This window comes from Nocardia sp. CA-084685, from assembly GCF_050955785.1.
Classification (GTDB): domain Bacteria; phylum Actinomycetota; class Actinomycetes; order Mycobacteriales; family Mycobacteriaceae; genus Nocardia.
In genome coordinates, this window is sequence record NZ_CP192094.1 from 2191128 (window position 1) to 2217903 (window position 26776).

The window sequence follows — 26776 nt, forward strand, 5'->3', positions numbered from 1 at the left end:
GGCTCCTAACTCATCGAGGCGAAGCGTCGTCGCGGGATTCGATGGCCTTGACGGTCTTGTCGAGGGCCTGTTTCAGGACGCGTTTGCCGACGGTCCCGACCACGACTCCGAGGACCCGGCCCGTGAGATTCTTGCCCTCGCGCACCACGACGACATCGACATCGGTTTTCCCGTCAGGCCGGCGCGTGAAGGTATAGGTATGACCAGAGTGTCCGCCCCATAGGTTCGAGTCGGTGGTCGTCATGACGACGCGGTCGGGGTTCGACCAGTCGTAGTGCAGGCGTTCCCAGATGCCGTGCGAACCCTCCGTGACATCAGCATCACGTCGGCCCTGGCGGTGCACCCGAAGGTATTGGTCGGTGCTGTTGCCGAACAGTTGCGAGCGGCCTGGCCCGAAATCGGTCAGCGCCGCAACGAACTGCTCCGGTGTCGAGCTCGTGGTCTCCTTGAAGTGGATGGTGGACATCGTCGCTCCTTTGCTTTCGGGTGACTGCTGCAGTTGTGACGGTCGGCCCTCCGCTAGGACATCGAGTCCGGCCTGCGGCCAGACCGTCGATGGGTTACCAAGCGCTCTACCAGCTCAGAACGATTGTCCCGTCGGCGCAAGACCTGCGGACGTATGATTTCCACGGCGTCGTTATAGGCCGGTGGCCTTTGCGGTGGAGTGCGATGCCGCGCGGGATGGATGACGACTCGTCGATTGCACATCGGTGCGGCCAGGTAGTGCGACGAGGCCGACACGGTGCTGCTGGCACCGTCGTTGCAGGCGATAGTTCGATAATTGCTGGCGCCGCTGGCTCGGTCGATGTGGTGAGGTCCGCGCCGCCGCCCCCCAGGGAAAGCGAGGATACCGAGTGTCTACTCATCAGGCTGTTCACGTGGAGTCCGCCGGTGCGGCGTTGAAACTGGTCGATGTCGAAACAGATGCACCGCCTCGCGACCATGTGCGCCTCGCGGTCTCGGCATGCGGGATCTGCGGCACCGATCGTGCGTTCGTCGGTGGCGCATTTCCGGATATGTCGTGGCCGCTGACACCGGGGCATGAGATCGCCGGCACCGTTGCCGAACTCGGCCCCGGCGTCGATAACTACGCCGTCGGTGACCGTGTTGCCGTGGGCTGGTTCGGTGGACATTGCGGCAAATGCGTGCCATGCCGCGGCGGCGACTTCATCCACTGCCGGAACATGCAGGTCCCCAGCTGGCAGTACCCGGGCGGATACGCCGAGTCGGTGACCGTACCGGCCAATGCGCTGGCCCGCATCCCCGATGCACTTTCCCTGGCCGAGGCGGCCCCGATGGGTTGTGCCGGAGTCACCACCTACCATGCGCTGCGCGAAACCCGGGCGGTACCAGGCGACCGCGTCGCCATTCTGGGTGTCGGCGGACTAGGCCACCTCGGCGTGCAATTCGCCCATGCGATGGGCTTCGAAACGGTCGCGATCGCACGCGGCGCGGACAAAGCCGAAGATGCCCGCGCGCTCGGCGCCCATCACTACATCGACTCGACCGCTGGCGAGGTCAGCCGAGCGCTGCGGGGACTCGGCGGTGTGTCGGTTGTGCTTGGAACGGTGGGCAACGCCAAAGCCATGGCCGAAACCGTCGATGGGCTACTACCGCGCGGCGAACTCATCACCATCGGCGTTTCCGCCGAACCACTGCCGATCAGCCCGATGCAGCTGATCACCCGCGGACTCAGCGTCACCGGCCATGCTTCGGGCACCGCCCGCGATATCGAGGAAACAATGCGATTCGCGGTCCAATCGGGCGTGCGCACACGAATCGAGCAACGGCCGTTGGATCAAGCCGCCGAGGCCTACACCGCAATGGAACAGGGCCGGGCCCGATACCGCATGGTCCTCACGGTCTGACTGATCAGGGTGGCCGCAACACAACGCTGATCCGGAACCCGCAGCCGAGGCGCCGGCGGCGGCTGGGCTGGTGACCTCATGCCGGCCGTTCAGCCCGGCGGTACGGGTGAGCCTGGTAGCGGCCGCGGTGGCATCGCTGGCCGCGGACGTGCCACGCGCGGGACACTGGCTCGTCGAGGAGAATCTCCAGTTCGTCACGGAGGAACTCCAGCGCTTCCTCGACTGAGGACGAGGGAGTCGAACGCTCCAGGTCGCGGCGGTGCTGCTGGCCGTGCTGCCCGCTTGCGTCGCATCAGTCGGTTGCCGCATGCCACGGACGCTGTTGCGGGATTGAAGACGGCTGCTTCACCTCGGCTGGGCCGATGTCGTGGCACGCCAGATCCGCAGCTCCGTCGAGTGAGCCCACGGGATTTGCCGCTTGCGTCGAGGACAGTTTGCTCGGGTCGCCAGCGCGGCCGAAGCGAATGTGCGTGTGTATTCGACTAGGCATTCCGTGGATACGGCAATATGCTGCCAATCGTGTCGAATCTGCGGATCAGTGAGGTTGCCGCGTTGATGGGTGTCAGCGATGACACCGTGCGGCGGTATATCGATCAGGGCCGACTCGACGCTATTCAGCTGGATAACGGGCGCATGGGTGTGAGCGGCCGCGAGTTGGCGGAATTTCTGCGGGCCAACTCGGAGGCACCGGAGCCGGGTGCCGCTGTCGCGATCTCGGCGCGTAATCGGATGCGCGGGATCGTGACACGCATCGTGAAGGACACGGTGATGGCTCAGGTCGAGATGCAGGCCGGGCCGTTCAAGTTGGTGTCGCTGCTGAGTCGGGACTCGGTCGACGAACTCGGCCTCGAGGTCGGCAGCGTCGCGGTCGCGTCGGTCAAGTCCACCCATGTTGTTGTAGAAATCCCGGAAAGTTGACGAGGATGATTCGTTCGCTGAGTACCGTTGCTCTGACCGGAGCAGTCGCATCGACATTGGTCGGCTGTGGAGCGGAGGAGTCCTCCGATCCGGCCCCGACCGACAAGATCTCCGGAACGGTGACGGTATTCGCGGCGGCATCGTTGACCGAGACGTTCACCGAGTTGGGCAAGCAGTTCGAGGCCGCCCACCCCGGCGTCAAGATTGTTTACAGCTTCGGTGCGAGTTCGGCGTTGGCCGAGCAGATCGAACAGGGCGCCCCGGTCGATGTATTCGCCTCGGCGGCGCCGAAGAATATGCAACAGGTCCTCGACGCGGGCGATATCACGGCCACACCGGTGACGTTCGTGCGCAATCGTCTCGAAATCGCCGTCCCCAAGGGCAATCCCGGTCATATCGCCGGACTCGCGGACTTCGGCAAGACCGAACCCAAGATCGCGCTGTGCGCCGAGCAGGTGCCCTGTGGTGCCGCAGCGAAGACCGTATTCGAGGTCGCCGGAGTGCACCCGCGGCCGGACACCCGGGAGGCCGACGTCAAGGCAGTGCTAACGAAGGTCACCCTCGGTGAGGTCGATGCGGCGCTCGTTTACCGCACCGATGTCAGGGCTGCCGGTGACAAAGTGGAGGGTATCGACTTCCCCGAGGCGGACAAGGCGATCAACGACTATCCCATCGCGCCGCTGGCCAAGTCGCCCAACTCGGTGGCGGCCAGGGCGTACGTCGATTTCGTTCGATCCAATCGAGTACGCGAGGTGTTCACCAGGGCGGGATTCGATCACCCGTGATCCGAATGTCGGCGCGGCGGCGGGCAGCGCGCGGGCGGCGACCGCTCGTTCTCGTGCTGCCCGCCATCTGCGGTTTGGCGTTTCTGCTGTTGCCGCTGGCCGGATTGCTGCTGCGCGCGCCGTGGCGCGGTCTGCCCGACCGGTTGTTCAGTGCCGAAGTCGGCCAGGCGCTACGTCTTTCACTGGTGTGTGCGAGCTCGGCGACAGTCGTCTGCCTTGTTTTCGGGATTCCGCTGGCGTGGCTGCTCGCTCGCGGTGAGGTCCCGGGAATCGGGTTCCTGCGGGCGCTGGTGACGGTGCCGCTGGTGCTGCCGCCGGTGGTCGGTGGTGTCGCACTGCTGTTGGTATTGGGCAGGCGCGGGATTGTCGGCCGCTATCTGTACGAGTGGTTCGATGTCTCACTGCCTTTCACCACCGCCGGGGTTGTCGTCGCCGAGGCATTCGTGGCGATGCCGTTTCTGGTGATTTCGGTCGAGGGTGCGCTGCGGGGAGTCGACCCCCGCTATGAAGAAGCCGCGGCCACCTTGGGTGCGTCGCGTTGGCTGACTTTCCGGCGGGTCACGTTGCCGTCGGTGATGCCGGGGGTGATCGCGGGTGCGGTGCTGTGCTGGGCGCGTGCGCTCGGTGAGTTCGGCGCCACGATCACCTTCGCGGGCAACTTTCCGGGTAAGACGACGACAATGCCGTTGGCGGTCTATCTGGCATTGGAAACAGATCCCGAGGACGCGATCGTGCTCAGCCTGGTGCTGCTCACGGTGTCGGTGGTCGTACTGGCGGCGTTGCGGGATCGGTGGACGCGGGGGGCGATATGACACTGGACGCCGAAATACGCATCACCCGAGACGAATTCGAACTCGATATCGCCGTGAGCGTGGCACCGGGTGAAGTCGTCGCACTGCTGGGCCCCAACGGTGCGGGCAAGACGACCGCGCTACGGGCACTGGCCGGACTCACCCCGCTCACGGAAGGCAGCATTCGTCTCGACGACAACACCTGGGACGCACCGCCGAAGCTGTTCATCCCGGCCGATCGGCGCGCGATCGGCGTCGTATTCCAGGACTACCTGCTGTTCGCGCACATGTCCGCCCAGGACAACGTCGCCTTCGGGCTGCGCGCTCGCGGGCACCAACGCCGGGCCGCGCGCGATCGGGCGAAGTATTGGCTCGATCGAGTCGGCCTCGCCGAGTATTTGGATGCCAAACCGCGTGCGCTGTCCGGTGGTCAAGCTCAACGTGTCGCGCTGGCCCGCGCGCTGGCCACCGATCCGCGGCTGCTGCTGCTGGATGAACCGTTGGCGGCGCTCGACGCCAGCACCCGTTTGCAGGTCCGCTCGGATCTGGCCCACCATCTCGCCGACTACAGCGGACACACCGTGCTGGTGACCCATGACCCGCTCGATGCCATGGTGCTGGCCGACCGCCTCGTCATCGTCGAAAACGGCAGCATCATCCAGGAAGGGCCGCCCAGCGAAGTCGCCCGCAGACCACGTTCGGACTATGTCGCAAACCTCGTGGGTCTCAACCTCTATCGCGGCACGGCCCACGGCAATGCCATCGACCTCGACGACGGCGGCACTCTCACGGTGGCCGAACCTGCCGAGGGTGCTGTGCATGTCGCTTTCGCGCCCAGCGCGGTGAGCCTGCACCCTGCGCAACCGACGGGCAGCCCGCGAAACACCTGGCCGGTCACCGTGGTCGGTCTCGAACAGCACGCCAATACCACTCGGGTTCGTCTCGATGGCAGCCCGTCCGTGCTCGCCGATGTCACTCCCGCGACCGTCGCCGATTTGCGTCTGCGGACCGGTGCGTCCTTATGGGCCGCGGTCAAGGCCACCGAAGTCCACACCTACCCGGCGTGATACGCCCAGTTACGACGACGCGGCCATGAGGCCGGGGCGCGCCCGCTGGATTTCCCTCTGCGGACTGTTCGGCCCGCAGAGGGTCGGGTTCAGAGCGTGTCGAAGAACTCGAGCCTCGGGGGTGAGGCCAGCAGCGGAGTCATGAGCTTGCCTGCGGCGCGGAAGTGATCGGATCCGGCGTGTGCCTCGAAAGCTGCCCTGTCGGCATAGATTTCGAAGAAGCGGTAATTGTGGGGATCGGCCTGGGAGCGGGTCAGCTGGTAGGTGTGATTGCCGGGCTCGTTGGCCCGGACCTGGGCGACGAGATCGGCGACGACGGATTCGAACTCCGGGCCAGCCCCGGGCTTGATGGTCACGTCGGCAGTTACAGCGAGCATGGTTCTCCTCAGGGTGAGTGGATGACGGACTGATGGTGTCATCGATACTCCGTCGTCGGTCTGGTTGGCATCGTCGACAGACCCTCACCTTCAACGGCGACGCGACGCCGTTCGCCGGGCCACGGCTCATCTGTCCGAAGCCCGATGGGCCGCCGCGCCCCAGGTGCCGGGATGGGGCCAACGCGGGCGATGACGGTTCGATGGCGGTCGTCCCGCGTTGTTGAAGGGCTGTCGCGAGCACCGGTAATGATCATCTTCGGCGATGGGAGGGTTGCCGGCGTGCGGTCAGCGCTCGACAGGCTCGGAGCCGGTGAACATGTCGATAGGCTGTGTGGGGCGTTGCTGTCGAGGTAGAGCGGGGGGAGTTGCGCGGCATCGGCGGCGGCTTCGGCGCTGCGGGAGAACAGGGCACTCTCGTAATTCGGTGAGCGCGGCCTCGATGTCGTCGGGGTGCGCGGCGATGGCCTTGTCGAGTTCGGCGCCGTCGAACATGGCGAGGTTGGGGCCTTTGCCGGAGGGGGCCGTCAGGTGGGCGGCGTCGCCGAGCAGGGTGACGCCAGAGAATCGGTCCCACCGGTGGTCGCTCGGTATAGCGTCCTTCAGGGCGAACTGCCCGTTGTGGTCATGGATGTCGCGACGTTGCCGGGCAGCTACGTGAACATGATGATCGCGAGCAGTTCCTTGACGGCATCGACCTGATCCTGACCGGCATCCGCACGCGGGGCCGCCGTTCCCGTTCGAGCTGAGTGGACATTCCGTGGTCGGGGAGGAGTCGGGACGTGGGCGTTACCAGTACTGGTGTTGCTTTCCGTCGGTGTCGGCGATGAAGATGACCGCGTCGGAGCCGTCCAACTCCGCCGGGTTCAGTGGGATGTGGCCGCGCACAATCGGTTTGCCTGTGCCGATCGCTGGCGGAAGCGCGGCACGCAGAGCCGGTGTCGGGAACAGGGCACGATGGGCCGTCGCCTCGGACAGCACGCCCTGGAGGGTGTCCGGATCGCTGTCGGGGTTGGCGTCGGTTGCGAGGACTGCGTAGCGCTCGCCGAGGGCGAGTCCGACGAGCGCTCCGGCGCTTCCCCAGCTCATCTCGCCCTCGCCATGCGTGCGTTGCAGGTGGGAGTTGTGCGCGAACACCAGGCTCGGCCCGCGTTGCCGCTCCTGGGTGACGATCGCGAGCAGGTTCTCGGCCATCATCTCGGCGCGCACGCTGAGCAATAGCGCGATGCGATCGGTCGCGCTGCTGGCCATGGCCGCGTGATAGCGCAGCAGCCCCTGGGCGGTGCGCGCGTGCGCGACGGCGTGGGCGAAACCGGACGGGTCGGCGGCGTGCAGATCGGGTGCCGCGCGGCGCAGCGCGCTCGCGAGGTCATCGGCGATGATGCGCAGGGCGCGGGCGCGGTCGGAGTCGCCGATGGACGCTGCCGGGTCGAACATGGCTGCCGGGTTCGTCCAGTCCGTGTCCTCGCCGAACAGGGCATCGAGGTCGCGGGCCGATTCGGGCCGCAGCGCCGCGGGCAGGTAGTCGTTCACCGTGGACAGTGCGCGTCTCGGCCCCTGCGCACCGGCGTACTCCACCGGCGCTTCGAAGCCGTAGAAGCGAACCCGGTCCGACGGCGCGCGCCCAGCGTTGTGCGTGCGGAGCCATTCGAGGAGTTCGCGGTTGCCCGGCACGGAGCCGAATCCGTGGCTGAACCCGGTCGCGAGCACCTCGTCGATCTCGGTTGTGGACCCGTCCACGTAGTCGTCGACGACCGATGCGGCGAAGAAATCGCTCTCCAGCACGATCGACCGGTATCCCCGTTCGACGAGGTGAGGGAGGATTTCGTTGCGCAGCAACGGGAATGCCTCGATCCCGTGTGTTGGCTCGCCCAAGGCGAGCAGCGCCGGTGGCTCGCTGCGTGCGGCAAGCAGTTCGTCGAGGGCGCGGCCGAGGCTGGCCTCATCGTCGAGTTGGCGGCCGATGCCATGTAGTGACGCGGCAGTAGACATGAACACCCCTTTCCGAAGGATCTACCCTCAACGCTATCGTTGAAGAATCGGGTGAGACTTCGATGACTTCTACCTGGAATCCATAGGTCAAAGCCTCAATCGGAGGTCCGAACTGCGACCCATCGACCTCGCCCGAGAACACGGATTGTCGGCCCAGGCGATCCGCAATTACGACGCCGCGGGCATCCTTCCGGCCACCGAGCGCAGCGAGACCGGCTACCGGCGCTACACGCCCCTGCACGCACAGGCCCTACGTACCTTCCTCGCGTTGCGTTGCGGCCATGGGCACCAGCGGGCAATGGCGATCATGTGCGCGATCAATGGAGGCGACATCGAGTCCGCCTACCGTCTCATCGATGCCGCCCACGTCGCGATACTGGCCGAGCGCGATACCCGCACCGAGGTCGCCACCGCTCTCACCGCCCTGTCTGCTCCCACCCGGATCAGCGGTCGCCCCCTGACCGTGGGCGAACTCGCGCGCAGGCTCGGCGTGCACCCGGCAACGCTGCGCACCTGGGAGACCGAGGGCATCCTGCGCCCCGAACGCGACCGGGCAACGGGCTATCGCGAATACGGACCGGACTGCGTGCGTGACGCCGAGATCGTACGGCAGCTGCGCCGAGGCGGGTACCGCCTGCGCCAGGTCGCGCAGTTCCTCGACTCGCTGCGCGAGGCAGGCGGTACGGAAGCGTTGAGTGCCTTCCTCGACTCCTGGCAGGACCGGATCACGACGCGCAGCCGCAACCTGCTCGCGGGCGCGGCTCAGCTCGACGTCTACCTCGCCCTGCTCGATCAGACCTGGCGAGTGCGGCCGAAGAGCAAGAGCGACGACCCCGATCACATTCCGGGAAATTCCACCAACGGCGCGGGATAGATATCCGGCGACACTGCGGCCCGCCATGGCCGGTGCACCGCCGCGCCCGGCAGATGAGCCAGCTCCGGAATCCAGCGCCGGACGTACTCGCCATCCGGGTCATGCCGCTCGGCCTGCCGAAGCGGGTTCAGCACCCGATTCGGCCGGGTATCGGTGCCAGTGCCGGCCACCCACTGCCAGTTGAGCTGGTTGTTGGCGACATCGGCGTCGACCAACCACTCCCGGAAGTGGTCGGCGCCGATGCGCCAGTCGATTCCGAGTGTCTTGGTCAGGAAGCTGGCGGCGATCAACCGGGCTCGTCCGGGCATCCAACCCTCCTCCAGTAGCTGGCGGAGCCCGGCATCGACGACGGGATAGCCGGTTCGGCCGCCGCGCCAGGCCGCGACCGCCGCCGGATCCTCCCGCCAGGCCGTCCGCCGCGTCCGGTAGTCGTGCCATCCGGCATCGGGCCGAGCGGCCAGCAATTGGTGGTTGAAGTCCCGCCACGCTAGCTGGCGGGCGAACGCCTGACCGCCCGCGCTCGACAGATCCGTCCGAGTGCGCACCTCGGTCGGCGACAGACAGCCGAAATGCAGGTACGGGGACAACCGTGAGGTGGCGTCGGCGGCAAGATCATCGCTGTGGTTCGCGTAGTCGAGCACCGCCCCGGACAGCCACTCGGCCAACAACTTTCGGCCGGTGATCGCGCCGCCGACCGCGAGCCGCGGCGACCCGGTACGGCCGTGGGCGGCGTAGTCCGGCAGCGGCTCGCCGGTCACCGGCACCGGAACGATGAGTTCCCGTGGCGCATGCAGCGGGCGGCGCAGCGGCGTGTCCAGCCACCGGCGGTAGTACGGGGCGAACACAGCGAAATGATCCCGGCCGGTGGATGGGGACAGCTCCGCTGGATCGACAGCGGTGATCGAGGCGGGATGGGCGTGCAGCAGGCAACTGCGTCGGGCCAGTCGCTCACGCAGCGCGGCCTCGCGTTTGCGGCTGTACCAGCTGACATCGCGGGCGACGTGCACGCTGTCGGCGTGCACCTCCCGCGCGACCCGATCCACTGCATCGACAACGTCGCCGTACCGCACCACCAGCCAGCCGCCGGCAGCGTGCAACGCGGTGTCCAGTTCGGCCAGCGCAGCCGCCAGGAATCGGGCCTGATTCGGCGACGAGCGACCGGCGACGATCTGCTCGTCGACGACGAACAGCGGCACTACCGCGGCGCCTTCCCGGACCGCGGCGGTGAGCATCGGATTGTCGCGCACCCGCAGGTCGCGGGTGAACAGTGCGATGGTCACGGTCATCGGATCTCCCTTGCTACAACCTCGCTCGGACCGTGCACAGTGGCGCGATCGTCTCGATTCCGCCCGTCGTGGGCGAGGTCAGGTAGAGGCAGTCGTTTTCCCCGGCCGTGCCGATCGCCGCGCGTACGCTGCGCCATTGGTCGGCATCGAGCGCCCGTGTCCGCGCCAGGACGAACCCGGAGATCCGGTACGGGTCGGTGACCAGCGCCCAGGAATAGTCCGGTCCGAGTGCGGTCACGATGTAGTTCGGCTGGCCGTAGAGCCCGTCCTGCGTTGGCACGCCCGGAAAACTCACGTGCAGTTGGGCGTCGGTGGCGGGATCGGAGACGGTGGCGGTGCCGGTGATCCCGTTCGGGGCGCCGGCCCAGGTGGTGCAGCTGTTGTGTACCGAAACGTTGCCCTGCGGGTCCAGCGCGTACTCGGCGTGCGTGTCGCGGGCACAGTTGAGATTGAAGAACTGAGGCACCGCCGCGAGCTGATACCAGGTGCCGAGATAGCGGTTCAGATCCAGGTGGGGTACCGGCGCCGGGCCGGCCAAGGCCGCCGGCGCGGCAAGGGATAGTGCCGCGGCTATCGGCGCGGCAACGGCGGCGAGCCGACGGAGCGGACGTAGACGAGTCGCGATCACTGTTCTCCTCGGGGTCTATGGAATTCCCACCCTACCATCTATCGATGCATAATCGATGCATGTCTGAACCGGCTGGACTCCGGCCCCATGCCCAGGAATCGCAGGAGAACCCGACGCGAACCGCCTGGACACGTGGTGCCGCACCACGACATCCGGTGGCGGGCAGGCAGAATGAGCCCATGAGTGCCGGTGCCACCCCTGATTCCGTGGCGGGGTACACCGTGCGTGCGGTCGCCGACCGGCTCGGCGTCCCGATCGCTACCCTGCGCAGCTGGAACCAGCGGTATGACATCGGACCGACTCGCCGTCGCCCGGGGCAGCACCGGCTTTACACCGAGGCGGACATCGCGGCGCTGGAACGCATGATCGCGCTCATGCGCTCCGGTGCCAGCCCGGCCGGTGCCGCCGCCGCGGTGCGGGGTCCGGCCGTCGCGGCGGGCGACCGGAAAACCTTGCTGGCAGCGGCCTTCGCCCTCGACTCGGCCGCGGTGTCCGGGCAGCTGGCCACGCATTTCCGCGACTACGGCGTGCTCGAAACCTGGAACGAACTGTGTCGCCCCGCATTCGCCGAGATCGTCGCCGAACAGCAGCGCGGCGTCGGCTGTATCGACGTCGAACACCTGCTGTCCTGGTGCGTCACCGCGGTGCTGCAGCGCAACTATCCGCCGCTGGTGCCGCCGGAACCGGCCGCGGCGGTGCTCGCTTGCACCAGCGGTGAAGCGCACACGCTGCCGCTGGAGGCGTTGCGCGCCGCCCTGGCCGAACGCGGTGTCGGCGCACTGATGCTGGGCGCCGACGTACCGGCCGGCGCTCTGGCGGACACATTGACCCGGCGGCCGCGACCGACCCCCGTACTGCTGTGGTCCCACCAGGAATCGACTGCGCTCGTCTCCGCCGTCCGCACCTGTGTCGATGCCGGCGCGGACGTATTCGTCGGTGGCCCGGGGTGGGAAGCGGTGCGGCTGCCGGCGCGGGTTCGCACACTCGACAGTCTCGACGCCGCCGTCGTGCAATTCACCTGATTTCCGTGTCGGGTCCACCTGGACCGATCCATCAGCCCCTGCCCCGAATCCTCGGCGTCAGCCTGTTGTACGACACTCACCAATCGATGCGTATTCGATGCATGCGGTGTCTGGGGCAGACGCGGCTGCATTTCTCGTCATCGACTCGATGCCGAGATGCCACCGATATACGCCCGAATCCGGTGCTCAGGGGCTTATTCTGCGCACGTGACAGGGGATCCGGCGCGCTCAGTGCGACCACTTCGGCAGTCGATGCTGCTGCTGGCCGTCGGTGCTGTGCTGGCGGCGAGTGGGGCAGCTACCCGAACGTTCAGTTGGTCGGCGACCGTCCTGATCGTGGTGCCGGTGGTCGTGGTGTTGGTGCTGGCGTTCCGCGCGCGACCCGAGCAGATTCCACGCACCCCCCGGCTGCGGCGCGGCGTGGCTGTTTGGTCGACGTTGTTGGTCGTTGCGTCGGCATGGGAGATGTATGCCTTTGTGCGGCAACCGGATTGGATGCATCCGAGCGAGCTGTACCCGACTTTGTCGACCCTGCTGGATCCGGCACTCGAGCAGGGACCGCTGCGATTCGCCGGATGGCTGGTGTGGCTGGGTGTCGGCTGGTGGCTGGTGTCGAGATGAGTGATCGGGTGATCGTCATCGTCGGGTTCGTGCTGGTGCTGGTGGTCACGCTCGGCGTGGTCGTGTTTACCCATATGCGCCGGGATCTGGTCGCGCCCGTTGGGGAAACGATTGCATACCTGACGCGCACTCGGGTGGCGAGGATTGCCGCTGTGCTCATATGGGCATGGGTCGGGTGGCACTTTCTCGCGCGGTAGGAGGGCTCGAGGTCCATGCTCGCGAAAGTGCCCGCTGGACCTGGCTCCGCGATGCCGATGGGATCACGGCGCGGCGGGCAGGATCGGGGGGACGTACTCGAATGTCATTCCGAGCAACCATACGAGAAGCAGTACCACCGGCAAGTGGAATAAGAACTGCAAGAACGTGAATCCGACGAGGTCGCGTGCCCGCAATTTGAGCACTGCCAGTAGCGGCAGCATGAAGAACGGGTTGATCAGGTTCGGCAGTGCCTCGGCCACGTTGTAGATCTGCACCGTCCAGCCCAGGTTCATGTGGACATCGGTCGATGCCTGCATGACGTAAGGGGCTTCGACCAGCCATTTTCCGCCGCCGGACGGGACGAAGATGCCGAGTATCACGGTATAGACGGCGATGACGATGGCGAAGCTTCCCCCACCGCCGATGCTGGTGAAGAAGTGCGCGAGGTGTTCGGAGATGGTGAGTCCGCCCCTGCCTTTGGCTTTGGTGAGGATCGCGGCCATGGCGGCGTACAGCGGGAATTGGACGAGAATTCCGGCCGTCGCGGGTACGGCGAGGGAGATGGCCTGCAGGAATTTGCGCGGGGTCCCGTGCAGCGCCAAGCCGAGCATGAGGAATACGAGCAGATAACCATTCAAGCTGCTGACCACGGTGAGTACCGGTTTGCTGGTGAGCTGGGAAATCAACCAGCCCACCGTCATCACCCCGGCGAGGATCGGCAGGACACGGCTGTACTCGAGCCATTCCCCGGGACGCGAGCGTGGTGCCACTTCGTCGGGCTGGTCGTCCAGATCGACGTCGAGGTCCTGTGCGGTCTTGATCGCCGCGTCCTTCGGCGCCGAGAAGTGCGCGATCAGCACCGTCAGCGCCATGATGATGGCGCACATGAGCAGGGACTGCCACGTGAAGATCGTGTGCCCGAAGTCCAGGACACCGGTGATTTTCAGCAGGGCCGGAGGCAGCGAGGTGGCCGTGGCCTGAAGCTGCGCGGCCGAGGAGGATATTCCCAGCGCCCACACCGCGCCCAACCCCATGAATGCCGCCGCGCCCAGCGCGCGATAGTCCACACGCAGATCGGTCCGACGGGCAATCGCACGGGCCAGCAGACCGCCGAAAACCAGGCTGAGTCCCCAGTTCAGAAATGATATCGACATAGACAGGAAGGCCACGAAACTCACTGCGCTGCTGGCAGTTTGCGGCACGGTGGCCAGTCGGTCGATCAGCCGGGCGACGGGAGGGGAGGTGGCGATGACGTATCCGGTGAGCACCACCATGGCCATCTGGAGGGTGAATGCGGTCAGATCCCAGAAGCCGTCGCCGAACGCGTTCGCGACTGTTCGCGGCGACGAGCCATTGGCCAGCGCGGCGACGGCCACGATGAACACACCCGCCAGCGCGACAACGTATGCGTCCGGGAACCACTTCTCTGTCCACCTGGCGAGCGACTGCGCAACCCGCGCAAGACCCTTCTCACGGCTGGTTGCTTCAGCCTTTTCGGCCCCGGTTTCCGTACTGGTGGACGTCATCTCGTGGTCCTCACCTTTCTCTCCGCACGAGGCTGTGCGATGCATGTGACGCACCACACAAGGCTCGCTTGGCGAGTATCGATGTCCTCCCTTGCGTCCAGCAAGAGAGAAATGCGCAGGTACGGTCTGCAAAAATGCAGAAATAGGCGGTGGTATGCGGTTCAGCCGAGCTCGGCGAGTTTGCGCCGCAGCACCGTCCGCTCGCGCTCGTTGCCGCACAGCTTTGCCGCGCGCTCGAGTTCGGCGCGCGCCTCATCGGTGCGTCCCAGGCGGGTGAGCAGCTCACCGCGAACGCTCCACAGCAGATGCGAATTCGACAGCGCCCCCGCCAACCTGTCGACGATCGGCAGCGCCGCGGCCGGTCCCTGCGCCATGGAGACTGCCACCGCTCGGTTGAGGTCGACCACCGGCGACGGAGCCAGTCTGCCGAGCGCCTCGTAAAGAACCACGATGCGCTCCCAGTTCGTAGTCTCGACCGAGGCTGCGACGGCATGACATTCGGCGATCGCCGCCTGCAAGCCGTAGGCCCCGAGGCCGCGACCGACTTGCTCCGCGCGGGCTAGGGCGGCCCGTCCCCGGCGGATCGCGGCGCGGTCCCAGCGGCGACGGTCCTGCTGTTCCAATAAAACCGGCTCGCCGTCCGGCCCGGTACGCGCCGGGAAACGCGCGGCGGTCAGTTCGAGCAGTCCGAGCAGACCGTGGACCTCGGGTTCGTTCGGCACCAGCCTGGCCAACACCCGCGCGAGACGCTGTGCCTCGCTTGCTAGCTCGAATCGGATCAGCTCGCCGCCGGAGCTGGCCGAGGAACCTTCGGTGAAGATCAGATAGATCACGCTGAGCACCGAGCCGAGGCGCTCGGCCCGCTCCCGGGCCGAGGGCACCTCGAACCGCGTCCGCGCCGCCGTCAAGGTCTTCTTCGCGCGGGTGATCCTGGCCTGCACGGTGGCGGTCGGCACGAGGAACGCCTTCGCGATCTCATCGCTGGTAAGACCGCCGACCACCCGCAGGGTGAGCGCCCCCCTCGCCTCCCGCGACAGCACCGGATGACAGGAGATGAACATCAACGCGAGCACATCGTCATCGATCCGGTCCGGATCCCAGAGCAGGTCCTCGGCCTCGCGAGTGGGTTCGCCCCCGGAGGCCACGCCGCCTTCGCTCAGTTCACGGCCGAGGGCGGCATATCTCTCATCGAGAGCGGCGCGCCGACGGAACGCGTCGATCGCACGACGCCGCCCGACGGTGAGCAACCACCCCGCGGGGTTACGGGGCGCGCCGTCACGTGGCCAAGTCACCAGCGCCTCGGCCAACGCTTCCTGGGCGAGGTCCTCGGCCAGCGCGAAATCGCCGGTGTACCGTGCGAGCGCACCGACGATCCGCGCCGACTCGATCCGCCAGATGGCGGCGACGGCCGCACGGCCGGTGTGATCAGCCATCGCCGTTCGATCCGCTCAGAGCTGACCGGTCGCTTCCCGCCACTTCCGCTCTTTCTGGATCCACTCGTTGTCCTGTGGGAACTCATCGATCGTGGTAACCCGGCGGATCTCGGTCTTGAAACCGGGGCCGGTGATCGGCGACCGCTTGGCCCACTCCACCGCTTCCTCCTTCGATGCCACGTTGAGAATGTAGAACCCGCCGAACAGCTCCTTGGTCTCGCCGTACGGTCCGTCCGTGACCACCGGCGTTTCCGTGGAATAGTCGACGACCACGCTGTCGGCGGCATCCGCGAGACCTTCCGCGGCGAGCAGCACGCCCGCTCGGATCATCTCCTCGTTGTACCGACCGACGGTCTCGAGCAACTTGTCGAAGTCGCTATTCGCCATCCCCGCATAGGCCTCGTCGGTGGCGCGCCAGATCAGCATGTACTTCATGTTTATCTCCTCGACTCCTCGGGCCCCTCTCGGACCCTCTCACCCCTTAGTCGAACGGGGAAGGCCGAAGATCGACGCGCCGCCGAAATTTCTTTTTCACCCTTGCCGACCGGCTTGTCGGCGGTGAAACAGGCGGCGAATTCGGCTTCGGATGCCCGGGATGTCCTCAGCGAGGGGAGCGGGTTGCTCGGCGGAGGTTGCTTGGGCGAATCGCACATGTAGTTGTTCGCGGACCTGGTCCGGAGTGTAGGCGCGGCGGCGGCGTTCAGCCCGCACGATCACTACGCCGGTTGCGACTACACCGGCGGCACCTGCCAATCCCACTGCCTTCCACCACCTCATACCGCATAGGCTACGTCCATGACGGGGACGAGCATCAGTCTCGATCGGGCGCTCGAGCTCACCAGAACTGGCGATATCTGGTTGTTCCGTGGGCATTCGGCGGCCGACCGTGCGATTCGGATGACCACGAACAGTCCGGTGAACCATGTGGGAATGTCGGTTGTGCTCGATGACCTGCCCGCGTTGATCTGGCATGCGGAGCTCGGTCGATCACTGACCGATATGTGGTCGGGTGTCGCGCATCGTGGCGTGCAGCTGCACAACCTGCGTGATGCGGTTTCGGTGTGGACACACCGCTACGGTCAGCAGGCGTGGTTGCGCCAATTGAACCGTCCGGCAACCAAAGAGATGGAAGACAGCGTGCTGCGTACCATCGCTCGACTCGATGGAACTCCTTTTCCCTCCACTGCCGGTCTCGCCGGACGCTGGTTACGCGGTCGGGTGCGGCTCCCGCGCCGCCGGTCGAGCCGAGCAGTCGCGCGGGAGTTGGAAAGCGCGTACTGCGCGGAGATCGTGGCCGCGACCTACCAGTCGATGGGACTGTTATCGCAACAGCGCAGCCCCAATTGGTATGACCCCGGCCGGTTTTGGAGTGGCGACGGACTGGAGCTCAGTGGTGGCTATGAACTGGGTGGCGAAATAGCCGTGCAGACACCCGCCAGCTGAAGGACCTCCACCTACAGCGGTTCGAACCCGTGATCACGCAGCACGCAATCGAAATATGTCGTCATTGGACTCGCGTCGCGATGCCTGGATAGTCGAGGATCAGGCCGTGTCGGTCGTAGGTGAGGCTGCAGGCGAAGTCGAATGCGGGAGCGGCATAGTCGTAAACCTGTTCGCTGACAAGCGAATACGTCTGCTCCAAGCGGTCCACCGCAAGTCCGACCGCTCGAACGTATGCGGCCGGTGCGGCCGCTTTTCGTCCGATCGGCAGACTCAGCCGGTGCAGGGGAAAGGTGTTGGTCACCGCTGACGCTTCCAGGTCCAGATCCAGGCACCCACGCAGATGCGGTGCCGGGACGCCATCGATCTGCCAGTGGCCCATGCCATCTGCCTCGATAACGATGGTGCGGGCCAGGTCCGCACTCCGGCCGGTGATCCGCGCGGACCTGGTCAACCACGACCGGTCCACCTCGATCACATAGTCCACAATCCAGGATTGACTGCCCTCGGTGGCCGTTGTGACGCCCTCGACCCGCTGTCCGCCCTGGTCAGCGGTGAAGTAAGCGACCTCGAAACCCGTCCGAGCTCCTACGTGCCGCCACGACGCGACACTCGGCAAATCTATGAAAGTCATCGGCAATCTCCGCGGAACTCGCACCTACCCGTACAACCCCGATTGTCAGCACAAGCATTCCGACTCGTCGCTACCCAGTGACAGCGGTGTCGCCGTGGGCGCGTTCGACGAACCGAGCGGCGATTCGGCGCCTGACAGCGACCGCGTGCGGCGGTTTCTATATGCAGCCGGTGCCGCACGCTATGGGTTTGCGACCGGGCTCAGGCAGCTGGCCGGTGGGTCGACGAGGACGCAGAACGATGGGGGACGGGTGGGGCGGTAGTCGGCGGGGAGGCCGCCTGCTGCGATGAGCTGGGTGTAGGTGCCGACGCCGTCGGTGGGGCGGCGGGTGAGGGAAGGGTCGGTGCGCACGTCGACGGTGTAGAGGCCGAAACGTGGTGTGTAGCTGCCCCATTCGTAGTTGTCGGTGAGGCTCCAGTAGTTGTATCCGATGACGTTCATGCCGTCGGCTTTGGCGCGTTGGATCCAGTAGACGGTGTCGCGGAGGTGATCGCTGCGGGTATAGCCGTCGCCGCGGGGGATGCCGTTTTCGGTGGGCATGCCGTTCTCCACGATGTAGAGCGGTTTGTTCGGGAAGCGGCGCGAATAGTATTGCAGCGCATAGTAAATGCCCTCGGTGCGCACGGGCAGCTCCCAGATGCGTTGTCCGGGCAGCTGCGGCATCGCCGATCCGATGGCCCTGGTGATGGAACTCAGCAGCGACTGCACCGGATCGTAGGCGAAGTAGTAGTCGACGCCCACGTAGTCGAGCCGGTTCGCGATGCGATCGACGAACTCGCCGTTGACCTGCGCCTCCGATCCCGCGACGTAACCGACGTTGCTGGTCACCTGAGCACCGGGCTGGACCTCGTGGATGTAGTCGTAGATGGCGTTGTGGGCCTGCGCGAGGCGGTCGAGCATCTCGGGCCCGCTCGCCGCGCCTCGACTGGTCTCGTGCACGATGTAGGCGACCGGCTCGTTCACGGTGACCCACAATGGATTTCGCGATGCGTAGCGGTCGACGACCGTACGCATATTGGCCAGCCAATCCCCGACCATGCCCGGGTTACGCCAGCCGCCGCGGTCGGCGGCCCAGCCGGGGTAGACCCAGTGGTCCAGGGTGATCATCGGTCGCATCCCGGAAGCCACGATCTTCGCGATCACCGCGTCGTAGAAACCGAACGCGCCCGCATCCCAGGTGCCCGGCGTGGGTTGCACACGAGCCCATTCGATTCCGATCCGGAACACCTTCACACCCAGCGCGGCTGCCAGGTCGATATCGGAGGCATATCGGTCGTAGAAGTCGACCGAATCCTGCAGTGCGTCGGCACCGGAATTCGCGCTGTAACGCGTCCAATTGCTATCCGGCGCATGGCCTTCGGACTGGAATCCGGAGGAGGCGACACCCCAGAGGAAGTCCGAGTCGAGTACCGGTAGGGCGTTCGAGCGGATCGGCGGGACGGCGGAGGAGTTCGTGCAGAGCAACAAGGTCGACGCGGCGGCGGCGAGCGCGGCCAGGACGTACCGACGGAACCGGGATCGCATCAATTCAGGGTAGCTCGGTCGCCGCCAGCGCTGGACGAATCACGAATGCTGGCCTGATTTGCCGCATTTGCAGCCGTGCTATTCGTCAGCCTTCCAGCCGTGCGAGAACGACTGCGTGCCCCGTGCGATAACGGTTTTCACAGCTGCTGGGCGCAGGTCGGTCCTGTCGATCTGATCGATTGGTAGCCAATCGAATTCGAGATGGTCTTCCTGGCTGACCGGTGTGCCGTCGAGTTCCGTATCGAAGATGAGATCGACTTCGTGGTGTGCAGTGCCACGGTCTCTGTACCCGTGCTCGACTACACCGGCGAAGCCGACAATCCTGCTGGCGGCTCCGAGTTCTTCGGTGAGTTCGCGAATCAGTGCGGATTCGACCGGTTCGCCGGGCTCGACATGCCCGCCGGGGAGGAAGAACCAGGTTTTGCCGCGTTCGCGTGCCACGAGTATCCGACGTCGTCACCGATGACAGCGCGGGCGATGATTTCGGTGGTGGCGTTCATCGGTTGCCCATCGTGTCAGAGATCGGACCGGGCGCGGTGCCCACGGCTTGGGAAGCGAAAAGGGAGAAGCGCCTACTGCTTCGAGTCCGTCTCGCTAGTCCAGACGGGCCGGGTCTCGGAGTTTGATGCTTCTCCCAACACGTGAGCCTTCATCCGCTGCGAACCCGCTCGCGCGGTGTCGATGATGTGCGCGGCCTCGCGCCCGGTCAGCCCGAGTCGCTTTGCCAGCTCGATCGGCACTGTTTCAGCGTCGCCGACCAGCTCGACGAGCAGACGGTTGCGGGCTTGCTCTGCCGCGTGGATCTCGTTCTGAGCGGCTCGGAATACTTCCGAGCGCTCTGGTTCGCGACCGCCCTCGGCGCGTGCGAACGTCTCGCTGGTCGACAGCAGACGAGCGCGAGCGTCCGCGAGCCGCAACCTGACCTGCGCCTCGCGGTGTTCTGACATCGCAATCGCCCCCCCGCAGTGACCGTCGGTTCGAGCGTATCGGTACTAGTCGTCCGTTCGATCTCGGTGTGTTCTTGGAGTACCAGTGATAGTCGACAGCGTCGAACTGTTACTGGATTCCGGCTGAGTTGGCAGTGCCCAGCGGCACCTCGGCGATCTCGCGCCATTCATATCGGTGGTTGTCCCGATTCAGCTCGATCAGTGATACGGCTTTCACCTGCTCGACAACCTCGATGTCGCTCAACTGATTTCGGGTCAGTAGGTCACGCATGACGGCCATCGGTGCCACGCCGGTGGAGTAGGCGAGGGTGAGGTGGGGTTGAAACCGGTCGTGGCGTTCGGGCACGTTATCGATGCCCCACACGTCCGCGATGGCTTGTTGTAATGCGTGGCGCACTTGCTGGAAGCTTTCGGTGTTCGAAATCGGCATCCCGACGGTTTCTGCATCCACGGTGGGCGGCCCGATCCGCGCGTCGAATGGTTGACGCCGGGAAAGGTGTTCGGCGGCGCCATCAGCGATTCGCTCGGCGTCTCGCGCCAAGACCTCATCGGTGAACCCGATGCCCTGGATCGTGATGTGCAGACCCTCTTTGCCAACAGGGTCCATCGTCGGAATTTGCGCCAGCATTGGTTCGAACAGGTCGACGAGACGTCGAACCGGGGAGTTGTCGGTGAAGGTCACGTGCCAGGTGTAGAACGACCGGCCTACTCTCCAACCTGGACGCCACCACCAATGATCATGCGTTGAATCTTCAGCCATGTGAGTCAGTTTCCGTTCGTCCCGGCTGCAAGCGCTGGCAAGGGCCCGAGATCGGCGAGTTGTCGAAATGCCGACGCGACATCAATGATTTCGGTGGTACGGCTTGCGCATCCCGTTGTCCCGCAGGCCAGTTGGGCGATTTCATCGATCCGTTGGATCAACGGCCCGACACGGTGTTCTACCGGTGTTGTCGCCGCAACCTCGGCCAGTTCGGTAGCCGCGACATCGAGGTCGCCGAGCACGATGTATCCCTTGATCTGCTGGCAGCGCACCATGCGTTCGGAGCCGAGGTTGCGCAATGCCGGTGCGGCGCTGCGGAACTGCTCGAGAGCACTGGTAGCGAACTCGATCGATTTCGCTGGGTCATCGTTGACGAGCGCGGCATCAGACCAGTAGCCACCAGCGCGTTCGACGGGGCATGAGAAGGGGCCAGCAAATTGGTCGCTCTGTGGTTCGTCTTGCAGCTGCACTGCGATATCGAGCGCTTGTTGAATCGCAGCTGCTGATTCCTGCCTGCGGTCGAGGTGGGCCAGGTCGATCGCCCTGGCGCTTGCCAGGATAAGCGGTGCTGTTCCAGCGTTGGCATAGGTGAGACCGTCTGCTGCGGCACTGGCGGCCTCATCGTATTGCCCGCGCCACGCCGCCGCGGTGTTCTGCGCGGCCCGGATCCAGGCGCGCAGCTCGTTGTCTTCGGTGTTCTCGGCAAGGGCCCACGCGGCGCGCAGATGTCGCTCTGCGATCTCCGGATTCCCGAGGTCGGTAGTGATCCAGCCCAGGATCGTCATGGACCATCCGGCGATTCCGTAGAGTTCGGCGCTCTGTCTGGGGCGTTGCCGTCCCTGGAGCAATTCGATCGCCCGATCTCGAGTCTGGACCACCCGCCGAAACAGCGGCAGCGTCGGTGATTTCAGGTATTCACGTGTCACCCAGCGCAGGTTGTCCCGCAGGTCTTTGATCGTCAGCGGACCCACGTTTGTCGCTTCCGCCCATGCCAGTAATGACGCTGATTCATCGGCCGTCGCGAGTAGAAGGTCCCCGTCGCTCGGCGCATGCGCGGTCTCGGAGCGGGAATTGTTTGCGGCGAAGGTCCGAAACCGTTGTTGCGCATCGTCGGTGGCATCCTCCAGAACCTGGTACAGCAAGCGCTTACTCGACTCGTGCATGTTCGACGTCTGCCCGGACTCCCAGAGGCTGAGGGTCCGTTTGGTGACGCCGACGATGCGCGCGAACTCCAATGGGCTGCGCCGCATCGCTTCGCGGAGGGCGCGGATCTCTGCGGGCGTCCACTCGATATTCACCGTACGGTTCGCTCCCCCTGCGTAGACCAGTGCCGAACAGCAAATTACCCGTTCTTAACCATTCTCGCGCCGGTTCCGCACTGTTATGGACCGATTCCTTTGCTGCAGGCTCATTTCAACACCTGACGCAGGTCGCAGGCTTTTCCATCCAATGCGCGAGATGTCCAAGTTCTAGGCACGCGGTTGGACGCTACTGCCGGGGCTGCATCGATTTGCCAAGAGGGGACAGGATGCCGACGCGATTGGACATCGCAGAACTGACGACTCGCGACTGTGGTGCGCAGCTCTCACCGAGGACATCGACCGGGAGCAAGCCCCGTCCATCGTCACTACTCATACCGGAGGTGGACCGCAGTGCCAGCCGTTCCGCGCGTCACTCGGCCGTCTCTCCGATGTCATCGGCTGATCCGAGCCCGCGATCATGGCGTACATCTCTCGACGTTGGGTACCGCGATCACAACATCGGCGGGAGGAAACCATGACGAATGCAAATCTGCCGCAACGTGTTCCGTTAATCGGGCCGGTAGCGGGGTATAGCGGCGCGGCTGCGGATGTGGTCGAGATGTTCGCGGATGCGGTTCGTGAGTGGGCCGAGCGGTCTGCGTCCGCACAGTCGTCTCGGTGCCGGGGTGTCGATTCCTCCGGCATCGGGCGCACCAACCAGAAAGGGGCCTGATGCGCCGAGATAGGATGCGCACCAGTCGAACTCGCGATGGTCGCAAGGTTGCGGTGTGGCAGTTGGCGGGGAAAGCCGCGCGCATCGTGCGCGTGCAATTCGTTTCCGAATCTTTCACCGCGTACCGCTTGCCTTCGCGCACACCGCTTCCGGACGTGCAACCGGGAACAGTCATATTCGAGCCGTACCCGGATCTGGCCGCTGCTCGAGAGTTGCTTCCCAAGCACGGCGACCTGTGGGACGCGCTTCGTGACGACTACTGGACAGCGCTGATCAACCTGACGGATCTGCCGAACCCGTTGGAGGCGTAGGTCAGATGGTGGAGATAGATCCGTCCCATCGAAGCGAAATCGCGCCATCCGTGCGGGCATTGCTCGCCGTCTTCCATGAGGACACTCACCACAAGCTCGCGCTCGCGCCTACTGACAGCACTCCGATCTATGAGGGCTTGTCCGATGGCTGGCTGAGCCAGGTTGACGAAGACGGCTGGATTTCCGAGTTGGACGCGGAGTTGGCACATCCACGACGATCTGATCCAGACCGCGGGCCGGAAGCGATCAGGAATCGAGAAGCGCCGGTTGGGGGGTAGAAAATAGCGTTGCTGACATGAACATCACCGTTAACCAAGCCGCTATCGAATCCGTCATCCTCGAGGTGCCCGACACCGCGGCCGCAGAGGCCTTCTACACCGCCGCGTTCGGTCTCGGCGACAAGCTGCGCGTCCGCGCTTCGGAGGCGCCGACGACAGGTTTCCGTGGCTTCATCCTCTCGCTCGTGGTGTCGCAGCCGAGCACCGTCGACAGTCTCATCGGCACCGCTGTCGACGCCGGCGCGACGATATTGAAGCCTGCCAAGAAGAGCTTCTGGGGCTACGGCGGCGTCGTCCAGGCTCCTGATGGGGCGATTTGGAAGATCGCGACGTCGTCGAAGAAGGACACCGGTCCGGCTACCCGCGCGGTCGACGATTTCGTGGTTCTGCTCGGGGTCGACGATGTCAAGGCGACCAAGCAGTTCTACGTCGATCACGGCTTTTCCGTGGCAAAGAGCTTCGGCAGCAAGTATGTCGAGTTCGACACCCCGGCGTCCTCGATCAAGCTGGCGCTCTACGGGCGACGTGCCGCGGCCAAGGATGCGGGCGTGCCCCAGGAGGGAACCGGGTCGCATCGGATCGTCATCGGTGGCAGTGCGGGAGTCTTCACCGATCCGGACGGGTTCGCGTGGGAATCTCACTTGGCGTCCCAGTAGCACTCCACCACCGCTGTCGTGAACGGGAACCGCACCGGTGTCGACCCGAAGGCGATCCGGCCCGCGGCCTCGGCCGCGGTCGCGATCATTTCGGCGACCGTCGAGGCTTCCTCGGCCGGGCAGTGCACGATTACCTCGTCGTGTTGGAAGAAGACCAGTTCGGCGCGAAGTCCGGCGTGCGTCATCGCATGACGCACACCCGCCAGCACCAGCAGCGCCCAGTCGGCGGCGCTGCCCTGCACGACGAAGTTGCGCGTGAAGCGGCCGCGAGCGCGCGCCGCGGAGGTGTTGCCATATCCCTGCGCCTCGGGGGATCCGACCGACGCTGGCGGACAGGTGCGACCCAACCACGTGCGCACCAAGCGGCCCTCTTCACCGGCGCGGGCCGCGTCGTCGACATACGCCACCGCGGCCGGATAACGTCGACGCAGTTCGGCCATGTGGGTCAGGGCATCGCCGGAGGTCTGGCCGTACATGGCGCCGAGCAGGGCGATTTTGGCCTGGGCGCGGTCGCCGCCGAAGACACCGGCGTATAAGTCTTCGCCGCGACCGGCCACCTCCATCAATCCCGGGTCGCGTGAGATCGCCGCCAGTACTCGTGGCTCCATTTGGTCGGCGTCGGCGACCACCAGACGCCATCCCGGGTCCGCCCGTATCGCTTGCCGGATCACCTTGGGGATCTGCAGGGCGCCGCCGCCATTGGTGGTCCATCGGCCCGAAACCGTGCCGCCGGGCAGGTACTCGGGATGAAAGCGGCCGCCGTGCACCCACTGGTCGAGCCAGGACCAGCCGTGCGCGGTGTACAAGCGGTACAGCGATTTATAGGCCAGCAGTGGCGCTACCGCCGGGTGATCGATGCGCTGGAGCTCCCATTTTCGAGTGGAGGACAATAAGATTCCGACGCGGGCGAAGGCTCTGATGATGTCGTTGGGCAGGTCTGGCCGAACCCGCACACCTTCCCCGAAGGCCCGCGACACTTCGTCGGCCAGCTCCGCCATCCGGCGCGGTTCCATCCCGCCGGGAAACCGCTCGCCCAGCAGCTTGTCCAGCAACTCGCGGTGGACGTCGGCGCGCCAGGGGATCCCGTTCCGGGACAACTCCGTGGCAACCAGCATGCCCGCCGATTCAGCGGCAAGAAGCAGCCGCATCCGGTCCGGATGTTCGGTCTTCGCCGTACGGGCCAACTGACCGGCGTAGACCTCCAACAGAGCGTCGAACTCATCCGTGCCCGGCGGTAGCGGTACCGGACCCGATTCGAACAGCGACGGCTGAGTCTCGGCGGCACGTGCGGGCGCATCCGGGGGGACAGGCAGGTTATGCAGTCGCGCCCAAGCGGCCGCCAACGACCGAGCCTGCCCCGACTGTCCCTGCTCATGTCCGATCAGCAGCGCCTCCGCGGCCTGCACGTCATAGCACCGCTCGACCCGCACCCCCGCCGCCGACAACGACCGGTAGATCTCGGCCGTGGACCGCCACACCCACCGCTCGACCTCAGGACGTGCGCGCACCGCCTCGGCGAGTGAGGGTTCGTGTACCACTGGTCCCGCGGGCCGACCGTCCTGATCGAGTGGACACAGACGCGCACCTCCGTCGCCCGTTTCCGCCACTGCCCATCTCACGTCGCTGAGTCTCGCACCGAGCACAGACATCCCCGCGGTAGCGGAGTCGGCCGTCGGGGATCTAGGCGCATCCGGTGATTCCGTCGTCGAGCGGGATGACGGTGTTGGTGCGGAAGCTGCCCGCGCGCCGCCTGGTCACCGCCCGGATTGTGCTGCCGCCGCACGAGTGTCGAGCTGTGCCAGCGACAGTTGATGGCGCGGTCCATAGTCCAGGATGGTGGTCGAGCGGACGCGGAGATGGTCGTCGACATGAAGTAGTTCGCCGGGGGAGAGTGCTCGCCAGCGTGGGTCTTCGTCGGTGCGCTCGCTGGCGACGACGACCGCTGGGAAGTCGCGCAGGTGTCCACTGCGGGTTCGGATTCCGGCTCGTCCGGCCTGGTCCAGGTGCCGATCGCCCCGGGGGCCGCCGGCGGCGCGTTCCAGGACGAACAGGTCGTGCGTATCGGGGTATCGGAGTGCCCACAGGTTCGTCGCGGTGGTGAGCACCAGGTTGAGGGCGTAGACCGGTAGGCGGTCCGCGATCCACCTGACCGCGTCGGTGATTCCTGCGGTGACGTCGCCGTCGTGTTTGTCGGTGCGCTTGGTGATCAGGGCGAAGAATCGTTCGGAATCGGTGTCACCGTGTACCAGGTCGAGGTAGTCGCCGAGTTCGGAGTCGAGTTCGTCGAGGCCGTGCAGGACGCCGTTGTGGGCGAACAGGCGGCCTCGTTGTTCGAACGGGTGGGTGTTGCGGGGTTGCAGGTCGCCTGTGGTGGCGTAGCGGATGTGTGCGACGAACGTCATCGATTCTCGTTCGCGCGCCTCCCGGGCGAATTGGACGTCCTCGTATGCGGCGATGGGTTGTTTTTCCACCAGTGGGGCCTTGTCGGCGGGGAAGGTGCCGAGGCCGACGCCGTCGGGTTCACGTCTGCTCTGTATCGACAGACTGTCCGGCGCATCCAGCAACCAGAATGTGGCCCGCACCCGCTGCGGCGCGGCCGACAAACCGAACAAACGACACATGGGACTCCTGGCTTGGCGTTGTCCGCGTGTGATGACGGTCCTGCGATCGTAGTCCCAGGTCAGCCGATCTTTGCGTTCCGGTCCGGAATCTCCGGGGTCCGGTCCGGAATTCCTGTCCGGCGGGTGGACCAGGGGGTTCGGCGTGCGGGCCGGTGCGGCTTCTCGATCGAGAAGGAGCGCGCTCATATCGTGATCACGACGCATCAGGGCGGGGCGGAAATCTGTAAACCGATGTGCGCAAGTGATTC

The 26776-nt window shown here is 65.6% G+C and carries 29 protein-coding genes; 13 read left to right on the forward strand and 16 right to left on the reverse strand.

Translation table 11 applies throughout. From position 1 onward, the window contains the following. Positions 1–10 precede the first annotated feature (10 nt). The gene (locus ACQP2U_RS09735; protein WP_433714357.1) at positions 11–466 is read right to left on the reverse strand and encodes a hypothetical protein; all 456 of its coding nucleotides are present in this window, start codon (positions 464–466) and stop codon (positions 11–13) included. Between the two features lie 388 nt (positions 467–854). Between ACQP2U_RS09735 and ACQP2U_RS09740 the strand changes: the two genes are divergently transcribed. From ACQP2U_RS09740 to ACQP2U_RS09760, 5 genes are all read left to right on the forward strand, one after another. Further along, positions 855–1868, forward strand: a complete 1014-nt coding sequence (locus ACQP2U_RS09740) for an alcohol dehydrogenase catalytic domain-containing protein (RefSeq protein ID WP_433714358.1) — start codon at positions 855–857, stop codon at positions 1866–1868. Positions 1869–2387: 519 nt separating this feature from the next. Continuing rightward, positions 2388–2786 (forward strand): molybdopterin-binding protein, encoded by a 399-nt coding sequence (locus ACQP2U_RS09745; RefSeq protein WP_397033125.1) that lies wholly within the window; start codon positions 2388–2390, stop codon positions 2784–2786. Positions 2787–2791: 5 nt separating this feature from the next. Beyond that, positions 2792–3571 (forward strand): molybdate ABC transporter substrate-binding protein, encoded by a 780-nt coding sequence (gene modA / locus ACQP2U_RS09750; RefSeq protein ID WP_433714359.1) that lies wholly within the window; start codon positions 2792–2794, stop codon positions 3569–3571. Between the two features lie 5 nt (positions 3572–3576). Continuing rightward, entirely contained in the window at positions 3577–4383 is an 807-nt protein-coding gene (gene modB, locus ACQP2U_RS09755) for a molybdate ABC transporter permease subunit (protein WP_433716414.1), read from the forward strand. Then, complete coding sequence (locus tag ACQP2U_RS09760; RefSeq protein WP_433714360.1) at positions 4380–5429, forward strand: ABC transporter ATP-binding protein; 1050 nt, start codon at positions 4380–4382, stop codon at positions 5427–5429. The genes modB and ACQP2U_RS09760 overlap by 4 nt, the downstream gene beginning before the upstream one ends. Before the next feature lie 89 nt (positions 5430–5518). On the opposite strand, the gene ACQP2U_RS09765 is transcribed toward ACQP2U_RS09760, so the two are convergent. Continuing rightward, positions 5519–5806 carry a putative quinol monooxygenase gene (locus tag ACQP2U_RS09765; RefSeq protein ID WP_433714361.1) on the reverse strand — a complete coding sequence of 96 codons (288 nt, stop codon included), beginning with the start codon at positions 5804–5806 and terminating at the stop codon, positions 5519–5521. A 450-nt stretch (positions 5807–6256) separates the two neighbouring features. On the opposite strand from ACQP2U_RS09765, the gene ACQP2U_RS09770 reads away from it, so the two are divergent. After that, entirely contained in the window at positions 6257–6505 is a 249-nt protein-coding gene (locus tag ACQP2U_RS09770; protein ID WP_433714362.1) for a hypothetical protein, read from the forward strand. Positions 6506–6592: 87 nt separating this feature from the next. Here the strand turns inward: ACQP2U_RS09770 and ACQP2U_RS09775 are convergent, their stop codons facing one another. Then, positions 6593–7795: an erythromycin esterase family protein gene (locus ACQP2U_RS09775; RefSeq protein ID WP_433714363.1), complete on the reverse strand. Its 1203-nt coding sequence runs from the start codon at positions 7793–7795 to the stop codon at positions 6593–6595. Positions 7796–7907: 112 nt separating this feature from the next. Here ACQP2U_RS09775 and ACQP2U_RS09780 point away from each other — a divergent pair, with 112 nt between their 5' ends. Further along, positions 7908–8669, forward strand: a complete 762-nt coding sequence (locus ACQP2U_RS09780) for a TioE family transcriptional regulator (protein ID WP_433716415.1) — start codon at positions 7908–7910, stop codon at positions 8667–8669. Here ACQP2U_RS09780 and ACQP2U_RS09785 read toward each other — a convergent pair. Beyond that, positions 8633–9955 carry a cryptochrome/photolyase family protein gene (locus ACQP2U_RS09785; RefSeq protein ID WP_433714364.1) on the reverse strand — a complete coding sequence of 441 codons (1323 nt, stop codon included), beginning with the start codon at positions 9953–9955 and terminating at the stop codon, positions 8633–8635. The genes ACQP2U_RS09780 and ACQP2U_RS09785 overlap by 37 nt on opposite strands. A 13-nt stretch (positions 9956–9968) precedes the next feature. Then, complete coding sequence (locus tag ACQP2U_RS09790) at positions 9969–10583, reverse strand: lipocalin family protein (RefSeq protein ID WP_433714365.1); 615 nt, start codon at positions 10581–10583, stop codon at positions 9969–9971. 179 nt (positions 10584–10762) lie between these two features. Between ACQP2U_RS09790 and ACQP2U_RS09795 the strand changes: the two genes are divergently transcribed. The 3 genes from ACQP2U_RS09795 to ACQP2U_RS09805 all read left to right on the forward strand — a co-directional run bounded on the left by ACQP2U_RS09795 (position 10763) and on the right by ACQP2U_RS09805 (position 12423). Continuing rightward, complete coding sequence (locus ACQP2U_RS09795) at positions 10763–11605, forward strand: MerR family transcriptional regulator (protein WP_433714366.1); 843 nt, start codon at positions 10763–10765, stop codon at positions 11603–11605. 207 nt (positions 11606–11812) lie between these two features. Continuing rightward, positions 11813–12226, forward strand: a complete 414-nt coding sequence (locus ACQP2U_RS09800) for a hypothetical protein (protein WP_433714367.1) — start codon at positions 11813–11815, stop codon at positions 12224–12226. Further along, positions 12223–12423, forward strand: a complete 201-nt coding sequence (locus ACQP2U_RS09805) for a DUF6186 family protein (protein WP_433714368.1) — start codon at positions 12223–12225, stop codon at positions 12421–12423. The genes ACQP2U_RS09800 and ACQP2U_RS09805 overlap by 4 nt, the downstream gene beginning before the upstream one ends. Positions 12424–12486: 63 nt before the next feature. Here the strand turns inward: ACQP2U_RS09805 and ACQP2U_RS09810 are convergent, their stop codons facing one another. From ACQP2U_RS09810 to ACQP2U_RS09820, 3 genes are all read right to left on the reverse strand, one after another. Further along, entirely contained in the window at positions 12487–13950 is a 1464-nt protein-coding gene (locus tag ACQP2U_RS09810; protein WP_433714369.1) for a short-chain fatty acid transporter, read from the reverse strand. Positions 13951–14111: 161 nt separating this feature from the next. Continuing rightward, a complete protein-coding gene (locus ACQP2U_RS09815) occupies positions 14112–15383 on the reverse strand; it encodes an RNA polymerase sigma factor (protein ID WP_433714370.1) in 1272 nt (423 codons plus the stop codon). A 15-nt stretch (positions 15384–15398) separates the two neighbouring features. Then, positions 15399–15818, reverse strand: a complete 420-nt coding sequence (locus ACQP2U_RS09820) for a YciI family protein (RefSeq protein WP_433714371.1) — start codon at positions 15816–15818, stop codon at positions 15399–15401. 360 nt (positions 15819–16178) lie between these two features. Here ACQP2U_RS09820 and ACQP2U_RS09825 point away from each other — a divergent pair, with 360 nt between their 5' ends. Beyond that, positions 16179–16826 (forward strand): hypothetical protein, encoded by a 648-nt coding sequence (locus ACQP2U_RS09825; RefSeq protein ID WP_433714372.1) that lies wholly within the window; start codon positions 16179–16181, stop codon positions 16824–16826. Positions 16827–16887: 61 nt separating this feature from the next. Here the strand turns inward: ACQP2U_RS09825 and ACQP2U_RS09830 are convergent, their stop codons facing one another. From ACQP2U_RS09830 to ACQP2U_RS09855, 6 genes are all read right to left on the reverse strand, one after another. Then, positions 16888–17457 (reverse strand): putative glycolipid-binding domain-containing protein, encoded by a 570-nt coding sequence (locus ACQP2U_RS09830; RefSeq protein WP_433714373.1) that lies wholly within the window; start codon positions 17455–17457, stop codon positions 16888–16890. A 180-nt stretch (positions 17458–17637) separates the two neighbouring features. Next, complete coding sequence (locus ACQP2U_RS09835; RefSeq protein WP_433714374.1) at positions 17638–18981, reverse strand: family 1 glycosylhydrolase; 1344 nt, start codon at positions 18979–18981, stop codon at positions 17638–17640. A gap of 78 nt (positions 18982–19059) precedes the next feature. Beyond that, positions 19060–19422 (reverse strand): NUDIX domain-containing protein, encoded by a 363-nt coding sequence (locus tag ACQP2U_RS09840; protein WP_433714375.1) that lies wholly within the window; start codon positions 19420–19422, stop codon positions 19060–19062. 131 nt (positions 19423–19553) lie between these two features. Beyond that, positions 19554–19928, reverse strand: coding sequence for a hypothetical protein (locus ACQP2U_RS09845; protein WP_433714376.1), 375 nt, complete (start codon positions 19926–19928; stop codon positions 19554–19556). Between the two features lie 109 nt (positions 19929–20037). Continuing rightward, positions 20038–20610 carry a 2'-5' RNA ligase family protein gene (locus ACQP2U_RS09850; protein ID WP_433714377.1) on the reverse strand — a complete coding sequence of 191 codons (573 nt, stop codon included), beginning with the start codon at positions 20608–20610 and terminating at the stop codon, positions 20038–20040. A gap of 83 nt (positions 20611–20693) precedes the next feature. Then, a complete protein-coding gene (locus tag ACQP2U_RS09855; RefSeq protein WP_433714378.1) occupies positions 20694–21986 on the reverse strand; it encodes a helix-turn-helix domain-containing protein in 1293 nt (430 codons plus the stop codon). A gap of 690 nt (positions 21987–22676) precedes the next feature. Between ACQP2U_RS09855 and ACQP2U_RS09860 the strand changes: the two genes are divergently transcribed. Beyond that, a complete protein-coding gene (locus ACQP2U_RS09860; protein WP_433714379.1) occupies positions 22677–22973 on the forward strand; it encodes a hypothetical protein in 297 nt (98 codons plus the stop codon). 295 nt (positions 22974–23268) lie between these two features. Beyond that, positions 23269–23907: a glyoxalase gene (locus tag ACQP2U_RS09865; RefSeq protein ID WP_433714380.1), complete on the forward strand. Its 639-nt coding sequence runs from the start codon at positions 23269–23271 to the stop codon at positions 23905–23907. Here the strand turns inward: ACQP2U_RS09865 and ACQP2U_RS09870 are convergent. Continuing rightward, the gene (locus ACQP2U_RS09870) at positions 23889–25526 is read right to left on the reverse strand and encodes a bifunctional 3'-5' exonuclease/DNA polymerase (protein WP_433714381.1); all 1638 of its coding nucleotides are present in this window, start codon (positions 25524–25526) and stop codon (positions 23889–23891) included. The genes ACQP2U_RS09865 and ACQP2U_RS09870 overlap by 19 nt on opposite strands. Positions 25527–25661: 135 nt before the next feature. After that, positions 25662–26528 (reverse strand): class II glutamine amidotransferase, encoded by an 867-nt coding sequence (locus tag ACQP2U_RS09875; RefSeq protein ID WP_433714382.1) that lies wholly within the window; start codon positions 26526–26528, stop codon positions 25662–25664. Between the last annotated feature and the right edge of the window lie 248 nt (positions 26529–26776).